The following is a 12292-nucleotide window of genomic DNA, read 5'->3' on the forward strand; positions in this document are numbered from 1 at the left end:
AAATTCCATTTAGGGGTACTTTAATATCCTAAAACAAAAAACGAGCTAAATCCTCCTAAATAGCTATATAGAGATAAAGTTGTTATTACAACATATTTTCCACTTTCAACTTAGTTATCATTAGAATGTTTTTCTATAAAATCAAGGATTCTGGCATTAACTTCGTTAGAGAACTCACCATTGATTGCGTGAGATGCATTTTTCCAGTTAACTATATCTATATCTATATCTTTAACGTATTTTTTCCCAGTTTCAACTGCTTTTACAGAATTGTGCATTGTACTTTTTTCAGCCATTAATGCAAGCACTGGAACATTGATATTTTTCAAGTCTTCTTTACTAAATAGATCAGGTGCTGGTGTTTTAAGTTTATAGTTACGCATACCCGACTCGATTAACTTAGCGATAGGCTCATCGTCATTTGTTTCTGCTCCTCCAGATACATAGCTTAACATCTTTTGTCTTATAAACTTAGGTACAATAGGAATGGCAGCTGGAATAGATGCAAGAATCATCTTTATGGGCATTTGCGCAAATACAAAGACTGGGTCCAATAAACTAGCCGTAGCAATATGCTCTGGATTATATCTGGCCAAATTCATTGTTGTCCAACCTCCAATGGAGACACCCACGATATGCACTTTTTCTAAACTTAATTCTTCAATTACTTCATTTAACCATTCTGCTTGTTGTTTTTGGTTTTCAATCACCTTCGTTTGCACACTCATTCCAGGTTCACCGAGTAAATCTATCGTGTAAACAGGCCTTTTCTCCCTTAGCCCTTCTAAATTGGGTACCCACATTGGAGTAGATGCACCACGTCCAGGGAGTAAGAGTATTGGCTCCTTATGTTTGTTTTCCTCTTTAGTAAAGTAATAAACACGAATTGTGCCATATTTAGTTTTTATATCTTTCGTATCGTTAGGTTTTGGAAGAAGTGCCATTGATTCATCGTAGGCAATTTGAAAGTCTTCCTTTCCTTTTTCAGATGTAAAGTGACCAATCCTATTATCATCTCTCTTCACTTGAATTCCTCCTTTCTACAAATATATTGATGAACTTTATCAATATATTCATGACAATAATCCGTTGAAAATTTATCTTCTTTAAGCCAAAACTCTCATTTAGAAAAAAGAAAAGACACCCTAAGGTGCCTTTCTCCGACTTGAACCATCTTAATTTTAATAATATATATTGGACTCCCATCCAAATATTATTTTACCATGTTAAGTTGTTTTGTTCATTGAGAAATACAATGGTTTATCTATGCTGGTCGTCTGTATTAGGTCTTTTTGTAGTCCATGCAGCGATTAATAAGAGGACAATAGCAGTGATGACACCTAAAAGTATATTAATGATAATCATCCTCCTAAGGAATATTATTATCAAAATTACATCACATTCAAACACTAATAAAGGGAATTAATGTTGATTACAACCAAGTATACCATTTACAAATTCAAAAGAATCCCCCTCAAAACATCAGCTTTAAGGGGGTCCTCTTAGTATTTTCTCTCTTCATACAATCGATTTGCTTTATATGAGAAAAAGAAAAACATACCAATCGCAGCTGGGATAAACAACCATGAAATGCCCCTCATTAATGCAAATGGCGTTTCAAATAAAAATGATCCTAAAAATGCTGCGCCGTGCATATCCCATAATCCTGGTGTATAGTATAGGCCTTTCGGATTTAACATCACTCCTAAATCAATTGTATTATTAAACATAAATAGCATTAATAGAGGAAAATAACATATTGCTAATTCTAAAAATGTCTTAGATAAACGTTTATACTTCCCTGCTCGTGACATTTGATCTGAAAAAATGTCATCTTCACTTTCCTCATCTATCTTTTTAAAATATTGCGTGCCTGCCCACCATTTACCGGCTATATGCTTCCAGCCGCTATCTTCAAATAACGTACAATAATTAATAAAATCACTTCGTCTATAAAATATTCTATAATCTATTTTAATTGTCGCATCCTCTGGTTCTGCGATTTTAAATTTATAACCAAATGTATTACTTTCTAGTTGATAGCCTTTCCAAGCCATCTCTTCTAACCATTTTTCCTCTTTCTCAAAATCTAAAAAGAATTTCAATCTCCACATCTTCGCTTCCCCCTAACTATACATTTAATAAGCTTTTTGTAACCCCAATAATGTGCTGCATTCTCATAAAGTCTAAGTGCAATACTTCCTTCCCGCGTTCCGTAATGACATACACTTTTCTTCGTTTATCTTCACTTTTTACCGATTCTATTAACCCTTGTTTTAATAAATTTTCAACCGCACCATACAATGTACCCGCTGCGATTTTCACTTGATGATTACTAAGTTCCTCCACCTTTTGCATAATTAAATATCCATGAGCTGGCTCTAATAAAGCTAAAAGAACGTAATACGTTGTTTCCGTTAATGGTAAATTTTTATCTCTATTCATAAAGACCTCCAATGTAACGATTAATATATAGCTAAACTATATAGTTTAACTGCATAGTTTGATTTTATACAGTTAGACTGTATATGTCAAATGCAGAAATAACTTTATACTCCATAACAAAAACGCTACCTTTTTAAAAGATAGCGTTTTTAGTATTACCCCTGCTTATTCTTCGCCTTCATTTGCTCTTCATAAACAAACTTCACTGTCATAAAATCGTTAGGAAAATCTTTCAATGCCTTCTTCATCACATTTAATTCTTCTTGTGATTTGATTTCTACTCCATTTAAGAAGTCAAATGCTTTTGATTGCTCCTCAGCAACAAAATTTTGCGTCATATAGTCATCTTGGAAGTCTTGCTTCGCCTTTTCTTTCACTTTATTCATTGCCTCTGTTTTATTTATACTTTTCACAGGATTTGCGAATGCACCCGTAGGCTGTTCTGTTTTAGGCTCTTCTTTCGTTTCCGGCTGTGGAGTTGGTGCTGGTGTTGGTTGTTGCGGTTGTTGTTTCGGCTGTTCTTGTTGAACTGGCTGCTGCGCTACTTGTTGCTCTTTTTTCGCTAATTCATCTTTTAACTTCTTAACTTGTGCATCAAGAGATTTATTTTCAGTTTCTAATGCACTCTTATCACCTTTTAACTTTTGCGTTTCTTCAAAATGCTCATCTACTAATTTATTATATTCTTTCTCAGTGTACATTCTTTCACTAGTTGATGCCGTCTTCCCTTTCGTAACAACTACATTAATAATTACAATTAAAACCACGATTCCTATTAACGCAGCAAAAATCTTCTTTTTGTCCATTGCTAATCCTCCAAAATGTAAAATTTCAAAAGTTATCATAACAGATGCAATTATGTTCCGTTATCACATTATGTCGAACTAAAATAATAAAAAAGCATCTGAAATAGATGCTTTTTTCATTATCAATACATAAACGTAATCGTCACCAAAGAATATCCTTCTTTTGCATTATACGGCTCCGCTTTATAAGAAACACGGTTTGATCCTTTTGGAAAACTGATTTCTCCAATTGCTTTTTTCACATCTTGCAGTGCACCGTCCATTGATTGCTTATAAAGAATTTCAATCTTTTCTGGTTTTTCGCTATAACGCTGCTGCATTTTATTTTTCAACTCAGTATAGTTATTTGCGATGTATTCATTTGCTAAATAATTTAATTTTGTATCTTTTAATATTTGTCCGTATGCAGTTGATTTCGAGCTACCCCCTGCGATTTTACTCATCAGTGTATCATAATAATTTGTAGTAGCCTGCGGATAGTCCCCGCGGTTCCACTCATGATTTTTTGCGATTTGCTCATCTGATAAGTTGAAATAAGAATACGTTACGCGGCCTTGTTCATCTGGCACTGGATCATCAAATGTTGTATCAAGATGGTACCATTTGTTATCGATTTTCACTAAATTCCAAGCATGAGGCTGACCGTCTCCAGTTCCTACTACAAAATGATTCTCAATTCCAGCCTCTTTTAATAATTGATAGGTTAATAGTGTGTAACCTTGGCAAACGGCAGAACGATTCGCGAGTGCCTCATATGCTGTATAGGCTTTATAAGACGTATCGTAAGAAACATGTTTTACTACGTAATCATGAACCGCCTTCACTTTTTCATGATCATCCATTCCCGTTTGAATAATAGAAGAAACGATCGCTTTCGCTTGTTTCATCACATACTCTGTTTGTTCTTTCGTTTCGCGATATGTAATATTTAGCGTAAATGTATAATTTCCAGGTGATCCAGATAGTGAGTATGAAATATTCGATCTATTATAATTTGTATACTCATTTTTATTTGCGACTTCTTCATATGCGTTAAAAAGTGTATTCATAACTTCTTTTGTATTATTATTTTTCGTTTTATATGGAAGTGTAATGTTCGTTTCATACGTATTAATACGCGTTTGCACTTCATTTTTGAATGCTGTTAATAATGCCGCATCTTCTGTATCTTGCACCGCAACCTCAGGCTTTTTATATTTCAATGCATTATATAAAAACTGTGCATACTGTTCACGCGTTACCGTTTTAGCTGGTTCAAATTTCCCGTCTCCTGTACCAGATGCAATCCCGTTTGATTGCACTGCACTTATTGCATTTTCACCCCAAAAACCGCTTGGAACATCGTTAAACGTATGCTTTTGTTTCGCAGAAAGATGGAAAGCGTTTGTAAGAATTTGTGCCATTTCTGCGCGGCTAACTGAATCTTTCGGTCTAAATCCACCGTTTGCATCACCTTTAAAAACCCCTAATTTCGTTAACGTTAAAACCTCTTCAGGAAACAGTGTAGAACCTGAGCGAATATCACGATAAGGATTGTTTAAAGTAGACCCATCTTTTAATACATAACGAGCACCATCATTACTAAACGTACCACCTTGCTTATTCGGTACTAACACTCGATAAACTAACGCTGCCACCTGCTCCCTCGTCGCAACATCACCAAAACCAAACATCCCATTTCCATAGCCTGAAATAATATTTTTACTCGCTAAGTCTTTAATCGCAGGATAGGACCAGTGCGATGTAGGTACATCCGAAAAAGCACCCGTTTCAGCAGCTTTCACATCACTGCCATTTGTATATAATAAAGCACCACCAATAAGTGATAATGATGTAATTGATTTTAATAGTTTTATGTACATAATGCATTCTCCCAATACGTCTTCTATTTTTGTTATTTTTTGTCGAAAAATCTAAAAGAATATGACAAAACATATTATACAATTAAAACTTTTCGGAGGATATATTAAATTTAAAAATATGCAAAAACTCATATTGTTATAGAGATTCATAGTGATATTATGGTTTTTACAACAAGAAGAGAGCTGTCCATAATTCGGACAGCTCCTCTTAGTTTCACCTTATTCTATCGATGAATCCAAACTGCACCTGCAGACTTGTCTTCAGCTTGACCTACTACTTCAAACTTCAATCCTAGTTTCGGCAACTTACGTCCTGCATCTGGAATCATGCTGTTGATGTACTGCTTAGAATCATCAAATTTTGCAACTCCTGGTAATCCTTTATAGTCAAAGATACCGCGAGTTGGCGAATCTACTCTCCATGCCGGCGCTTGATCAAATGAGAATGCCGCATCGGCAATTTGATAACGCGTACTGCTCTTCACAGTCGGTTGTCCGTTTAATGTTCCTACGATTGCCTCTGGATGAGAATCTACTACTCCTAAGAATCCTTCACCTGGATGAACGCCTACCCAGTTATCTGTAAAGCTTTGATCCGCATACCATACAACCATTCCTGTATTAAACACTGGACCACGCGCATGTTGTAACGCCGTGTCAGAACCAGCGTAATTTCTCCACTCTACGTAGTAGTTATTTTTTTTCTGTTCCAATCCGTTAGATACAGTAAATCCTTTTAACGTCATTGCTGGCCCGCCTTCTGCATCATCTGAGAAAACAACTTTGCCATCTACAGTTAATGCAGCATTATCTAACGCAAATCCTTTATAAGCTACTGCAATATCTGTTAAATACTCAAATTGCAGTTTTACTTTTTTCCCTTTGAATTGGCTTAAATCGTATGATTTATCAACCCACTTACCATCAGTTGTATCCACGCCGCCTTTTACATCTTTTTCGCCCATTCTATCAATACGTGTCTTCGTTCCATCTTCTGCAATCGCATATACGTCAAGGAAATCATACTTCGCTTCAAGTTCATAGAATGCCTTATAATCGAACTTAGCATCCTTGGCATTTGTTAAGTCAAATACTGGTGTCTCAAGTATTGTATGAATATCATTTCCTTTTGTGCTGTAATAAAACTTCTTACCAAATGCTGACTCGATATTTTTAATATCTTTGTCTGGTAAGTTAACACGAACGATTCCTGGTCGTTTTGATTTTGTAACACTTTGATCTAAATATGTTGCAACACCGACTCCCGTGCGAAGTTTATCATAATCTACCTCAACGATATTCGCCCAGTTGCCATTCATATTCTTTTGGAAAAACTCTTTATTTTGTGGTGAGAAACTTGTTGGCTCTGTTCCTGCAATTTTTCCAGCCCAGCTGCCGCCACTCATAATAGACCATGACTCAACAGGTTCACCTTGCCCTGAGTACTTCGTATCGTATTCATCTGGTAATCCTAAATCATGACCATACTCATGCGCAAACACACCAACTGCTCCATCTTCAGGCTCGATTGTATAATCGTATGCAGCCATCTTTCCGCCCCAATTCGAAACAGAAGATTTTGTGCCATCAATCGCATATGGTTTTGATCCAAGTTTTGAACGATGAGACCAAATCGCATCATCTTTCAATTTACCGCCGCCAGCTTCTTGACCAACGCCAGCATGTACAACCATTAAATGATCAATAATGCCATCTGGCTCGTTTTTATTTCCATCACCATTTTGATCGTATTGATCAAATTGATCATAATCTGCTAAATTAATTCCTTTTGCTACCGCTGCTTTTAATGCTTCTTTCACAAAATCACGTGGCCCTAAAGGACCCTTATTATCATGGCCAGTTCCTGCATCCGAACCGTAATCTGAAGCTTTCCCTGGAACAGTAAGCCATTCCGTTACAGTTCCATCAACTGTGTAGCTGCCGCCAGATTGTTCTTCATAATATTGTTTAAATGTATTAATCTTCGATCCATCAAATAACGTAAATGGTTCATCACCAAATAACATTTTTTGATAATGTTCACGATTAAAGTCCTTAGAATACATGTATCCTGGCTCTTGATCAATATTGTTATGCTTAAAATCGCTAAATTCTACAAGTAAAACAAGTACTTTATCTTTTCGAACAGCACCGTTGTACTCTTCTTGCTTCGCTGGTGCAGTAGGGACTTCTCCATTTAATTTACTAGAATTCAATCCCGCACCTTGTCCAGCTACTGGCCCTACTGTTGGCTGCTGCGCCTGTTCATTTTCCTTCATTTTTGCATCTTTTACTTTTTTCATAAAATCAGAAGCTTCTTGCGTAAGACTATCTCCTGTCAAGATTTCTTTACCAGGGTTTTCCCCTTTCTTTTTCTCAACATATTTTTCGACAGCCTTTGACGTCTCAGCTTGTGATGCAGATTGATCAATTACGCCCCGTTGTTTTAGCGCTTCTGCCAAACGCTCTTCCGGTATTAAATGCTCATCTATTGGTAGAGATGATGTTGGTGTTTCAGCATACGCTGCATGACTTCCAAAAGCAAAACTACTACTTAGTACTGCCGCTGTTGCTAAAACTGATAATGGTTTTAACTTCTTATTCTTTTTCAATGCATTTCCTCCCCAGTGTCTGCGAATTATCGTTTTTTTTGCCGATAGAAACATAATATTCTCTTTATAGAGAATATTCAATATTTTTCAACAAATAAAATGTTGAGAAATATTTTTTTGTGCAGGGTGGGATACGTAGGATAAAAAATACAAAACTTCTACTAGTTTATGTTTTGTACATAACCATAAAGTGGGATCACTCGTTCTTTTGTTTTGATGGCGATAGAGTAGTGCTAGGAAAGGAAAAAAAAATACAACATAAAAACTGATACTTTTCTTGCTGGTGCAAAAACTCTAAAAACCTTGTAAGTACGCTCTTAAACTTGGACATACTGATACTATTAATTTAGCAAAGGTTTGCACCAGAACCTTATTTTTTAATCAACATTATTTAACTGACTCTACTTGTTTTTCTAATTCTATTCCAAGGAATTTAGCAAGCTCAAGCATACCAAATTGATTAGCTACAGACTCTGCGTCAGAATTATAGTTTGTGTTTGTATTAATATCATACGTATAAATTGTTCCATCCGAACTGCGAATAAATTCAATACCAGCAACGGTAATTTCATTTTCTTTCAAAAATTCTTTGTATTGTTCAATAATTGGCTCTTGGAAGTCCGATATAATTTCAAATTTTGTTGACGACTCTTTCTTACTCTCTTCTCCTACTGGGCAAAAAGCATCGTGAATAGAACACGCATCTGCCGGACAAAGCTCAAATCCTTCTGATGTATCTACTTTAACTGCATATACAAACTGACCGCCTACAAACTCACAACGTGTAATATATGGTTCTGGCGCTTCAATATACTGCTGGATTAAAGTAATTCCATCAATAGGCTCTTCAAACGTCGAACCATCCAAATATTGTTCTAAAGCATCAATGGAATGAAACAGTTGAACACCAAGGCCTTTACCTGCACGGTTATGCTTTGTAATGAACGGTACTTCCCCTAACTCCCTTGCTGCTTTTACTATATGATCACGGCCAACAGCACCAATTGTTTTCGGCACTTGTATCCCAAAATTTCTTAATGCTGCATATTGATTCAATTTACTTACTTCAAGGCGTAATGCACGAGACCCATTAAATACTGTTCGTCCGTATCCCTCTAGCCAAGCAAGAACCCCTTCAGTCAATTCAGGTGCATATCGATGCCCTCTCGTATGTGAAGAGGCACTCATACGGCTATAAAAAACACCTTGGGGAGGTTCTTGTTCTAACGAAACAGTTCCTTCATCTAAAAACCACTCCTCATAAGGTAACTCCAGTTCTTCCAACCTTTTCACTAAATGATCCGTCCATTCCTTATTCTCATGTAATATGTAAATTTTACTCATTTGTAATCAATTCCTTTCTTTTTGCTTCAACTAATGGCATCACTTTTTCAGAAAATCGTTTCATCTCTTCAAGCTGTGGCGAAAATTGTAAAAGTAATAACGTAACACCCACTTTTTCAAAAGCGAGTATCCTTTCTGCAATTTGTTCTGGTGTTCCGATTAAATTAGGACGTAACCCGCGATTAGATACGGAATAATCATTGAGCTTCACTTGCTGTTCCAAATGCGATTTACTAATAAAGTCTTGATAACCCGCGTAACCTAAAGCATCGTCTTTCACATCCGTTATGCGTCCCCATTCCTCTAACGCCTCTTCTTCTGTATCACGACAAATGACGTAAGCCGCAAGCCCGAATGACTGCAATGGCTCCTCTGTGACTTTCTTTCTACGATTCTTCATATCTTCTATTTTCACAAATACTTCTTCCACTGTTCCGCCATGCATTACATATGCATCCGCGTGATTTACAATTACTTCTTTTCCTCGCTCACTCTCACCACCTGCATAGATCTTAATGCCTTGTTTCTGCACAGGTTTTGGACTTAAATGTGTATGATGAAGCTCATAAAAGTTCCCTTTATAAGAAAACTCTTCTTCTTTCCAAAGCTCTTTCAAAACTGTTACAAATTCCTCTGTGCGATCATATCGTTCATCATGTGCGGTAAATACCCCGCCGTACTGTCTCGCTTCTTCTTCCCACCATGCTGAAACTACATTCAATGTAAAACGGCCATTACTTAATTGATCAATATTCGCTGCCATTTTCGCTGTAACTGCTGGATTGTGAAAACCAGGTCTTACAGCTGTCATAATCTCTAATCGATCCGTTACTGCTGCAAGTGCTGCCGCAGTTGTCCACGCCTCTAAACTTGGTGCTGAAACACCTTTTATATCATTTAAATTTAATTCTGCTATAAGTGTTGTTGAAAAACCTAATTGTTCTGCCGCTTGCGCTGTTTGTTTTGCATATTCAAACGTAGGTGGCATAGATTCATCATCTACATTTCGAAGCCATCCCCCAAAAATCGGTAACCAAAAACCATACTCCACTACATATTCCCCCTTTAACTTTTAGCCATAAAAAAAGCTACTCTTATCGAAATAAGAGTAGCCTTCTTGACTAAGTGAACTGCTCTTATCTTTCAGGTGTTTTTTTCACCTGCAGGATTTGGCACCTTTCGTCTAAAACGAGGTTGCCGAAGTTTCATAGGGCCCGTCCCTCCACTTCTCAACATAAGAATTGTTTGTTTTTTATTTATTATAATCATCAGAATAATAAAACTCAATACTTTAATACTTATTTTTCCGATAAACATTAAATGATATATGAAAAATCATATTGTTATAGAGAATTATAGGGGTATTATGTTGTTTTACTTACGAATATATAAAGGGCTATGTTGTATCATGTCGAAAACATCATTTATAACCAAGTTGCTTTACTTCTATCTTAAAAACACAGAAAAATAAATATCAATCAAATGAGGTGTTAGTAACATGAAAAATAAACGATGCGAGAATTGTGGTTCTACTACATTTAAAGAAGGAAGGGTTGGATCTGCTTATCATGCATATGTTTGTGAGGATGAATCTAGTAGATTCTTTTCAGGAGGGAAACGTTCCAAACTATTAACCACATTTTGTTTAGAGTGCGGTGAGGTGCAATCATTTAGAGTTGAAAAACCGGAGATATTTAAAGAATAAAATAATACTAATTACATATTATGCAGATGTTTATTAATGATACAGTAGGAATGATAACAACGGACGATTTCGCTACAACTAGAGTAAATACACCAATCATATTAATAAAAAAACAAGGAACCTATTAGTCGATTCCTTGTTTATTTGGCTAAAGCAGACTTCTTTGGAGAACCCAAATAAAAGTTAAATCAACTCCTATTTAACATTTTCCTTCAGATATATGACAGTAAAGAATACATCATCACGGTGTCAGCAAGCAAAAGTGTATTCTGCATTTCTGAAAACAGTAGATGGCAGATTGTGACCTGCTGAATCTGCTAAGAAAGAATATACAAGAACCTCCTTAACATCATCTTTATTTCCACTAACGATGACATCAAGAAAATCTTCTATTTCGAATTCTGGTGTAAACAACACAATCTTAGTTGTTCTGTTTGGTTCTAAAGAAACAAAAGTACGAGAGATTTCAACTAACTCATTTTGAATCGGGAAAGAAATGTTTCGACTTCTCTTAACACTTACCGTTACATTACTGGTATGACAGCGTGAATCATTGTTTAACATAATGTTGAGAGCAGTTGGAATAATCCCATTTTCAGAAACTGGAACTCGAAACACTCCCGTAGATTTATGAGCCATATAATCACATCCTTTCAAAATAAAATATATTTACAATATATTAGATGCAAGAAACGTTCATTTTGATAGGGACAAATTATATGATTAATATATCTATAATAACCCTTGGTATTACTAAGACAATGATTTAAAAGATTAAAAAATATCGTGAGAACCAATCGAATGTATATTAAAAGGAAAAAGAATAAGGTATCTAAAAGAACCCCTATTTTGATCCAATAATGAGACATTATGTTAATCTTATATGTATAGCTGAACAAAATTGAGAAACTTAAGGAGACAGATCAATTTTATGAGGAAATTATTCATATTACTTACTTTAATTCTAGTATTAGCCAGTGTTACGGCTGCTTGCACACAAGATAAAAAAGATAGTGCCGTTGAAAATGGTCCAATAGAAGAACCAACCGCAAAAAATGAAAATGAAGAATTAATAAATTTTGAAGAAAAAGAAGATATGAGCCGCTTGGAACAAGGTATTTTATTAGTTGGTGAGAGTGTTAAGGGAGGCTATTACTTGGCCACCGTTCAAAATGCATATTTAAATGCTAGTAACGATTCCGTCGTTGTTAATGTCTCTGTAAAAAATGTACGAGGTCAAATGATTGGACTATCAGAATTAAAATATAACTTAAAAGATGAAAAAGACGGAAAGGCCTATGAAGGCAAGGTGCTTGACCAAAACCCTTCTGATATACAAGTTAAACCAAATGAAACGGTAGAATTAAAAATAGCTTTTGAAGTAACAAGTACCGCAGATGAATATATGTTTTATATTGAAAGCTCTTTAGAATCTCTAGAAGCACACTGGAAAATCGATAAGCTGCAATCACAAAAAAACTAAGTCTCAAATAAGCAAAAAGCAATGAAAAATTTGAT

General features: G+C 35.7%; 11 protein-coding genes and 1 riboswitch. Of the genes, 2 read left to right on the forward strand and 9 right to left on the reverse strand.

The features are described 5' to 3' along the window. Nucleotides 1-110: 110 nt before the first annotated feature. The 8 genes from B5P40_RS08280 to B5P40_RS08315 all read right to left on the reverse strand — a co-directional run bounded on the left by B5P40_RS08280 (nt 111) and on the right by B5P40_RS08315 (nt 10120). The gene (locus B5P40_RS08280; RefSeq protein ID WP_113709107.1) at nt 111-1025 is read right to left on the reverse strand and encodes an alpha/beta fold hydrolase; all 915 of its coding nucleotides are present in this window, start codon (nt 1023-1025) and stop codon (nt 111-113) included. Between the two features lie 477 nt (nt 1026-1502). After that, nucleotides 1503-2114, reverse strand: coding sequence for a DUF2812 domain-containing protein (locus tag B5P40_RS08285; protein ID WP_002125711.1), 612 nt, complete (start codon nt 2112-2114; stop codon nt 1503-1505). A gap of 16 nt (nt 2115-2130) precedes the next feature. Beyond that, nucleotides 2131-2445, reverse strand: a complete 315-nt coding sequence (locus B5P40_RS08290) for a PadR family transcriptional regulator (RefSeq protein WP_001078068.1) — start codon at nt 2443-2445, stop codon at nt 2131-2133. Nucleotides 2446-2600: 155 nt separating this feature from the next. Next, the gene (locus B5P40_RS08295; protein WP_113709108.1) at nt 2601-3251 is read right to left on the reverse strand and encodes a hypothetical protein; all 651 of its coding nucleotides are present in this window, start codon (nt 3249-3251) and stop codon (nt 2601-2603) included. A 122-nt stretch (nt 3252-3373) separates the two neighbouring features. Next, nucleotides 3374-5113 (reverse strand): S-layer homology domain-containing protein, encoded by a 1740-nt coding sequence (locus tag B5P40_RS08300; protein ID WP_113709109.1) that lies wholly within the window; start codon nt 5111-5113, stop codon nt 3374-3376. A 224-nt stretch (nt 5114-5337) separates the two neighbouring features. Further along, nucleotides 5338-7725 (reverse strand): immune inhibitor A domain-containing protein, encoded by a 2388-nt coding sequence (locus tag B5P40_RS08305; RefSeq protein ID WP_181462934.1) that lies wholly within the window; start codon nt 7723-7725, stop codon nt 5338-5340. 387 nt (nt 7726-8112) lie between these two features. After that, on the reverse strand, nt 8113-9069 hold the full coding sequence (locus B5P40_RS08310; RefSeq protein ID WP_113709111.1) for an ATP-grasp domain-containing protein: 957 nt from the start codon (nt 9067-9069) through the stop codon (nt 8113-8115). Next, the gene (locus B5P40_RS08315; protein ID WP_113709112.1) at nt 9062-10120 is read right to left on the reverse strand and encodes an LLM class flavin-dependent oxidoreductase; all 1059 of its coding nucleotides are present in this window, start codon (nt 10118-10120) and stop codon (nt 9062-9064) included. Before B5P40_RS08315 ends, B5P40_RS08310 begins: the two co-directional genes overlap by 8 nt. 82 nt (nt 10121-10202) lie before the next feature. Beyond that, a riboswitch (SAM riboswitch) is annotated at nt 10203-10310 on the reverse strand. A 257-nt stretch (nt 10311-10567) separates the two neighbouring features. On the opposite strand from B5P40_RS08315, the gene B5P40_RS08320 reads away from it, so the two are divergent. After that, entirely contained in the window at nt 10568-10774 is a 207-nt protein-coding gene (locus tag B5P40_RS08320) for a hypothetical protein (RefSeq protein ID WP_002035364.1), read from the forward strand. A gap of 249 nt (nt 10775-11023) precedes the next feature. Here B5P40_RS08320 and B5P40_RS08325 read toward each other — a convergent pair whose 3' ends face one another. Next, nucleotides 11024-11413 (reverse strand): hypothetical protein, encoded by a 390-nt coding sequence (locus B5P40_RS08325; protein ID WP_113709113.1) that lies wholly within the window; start codon nt 11411-11413, stop codon nt 11024-11026. A gap of 292 nt (nt 11414-11705) precedes the next feature. On the opposite strand from B5P40_RS08325, the gene B5P40_RS08330 reads away from it, so the two are divergent. Then, nucleotides 11706-12257 (forward strand): DUF4352 domain-containing protein, encoded by a 552-nt coding sequence (locus tag B5P40_RS08330; protein ID WP_113709114.1) that lies wholly within the window; start codon nt 11706-11708, stop codon nt 12255-12257. Nucleotides 12258-12292: the final 35 nt, after the last annotated feature.

Origin of the sequence: Bacillus sp. SRB_8 (genome assembly GCF_003264205.1) — a bacterium.
Lineage (GTDB): Bacteria > Bacillota > Bacilli > Bacillales > Bacillaceae_G > Bacillus_A > Bacillus_A mycoides.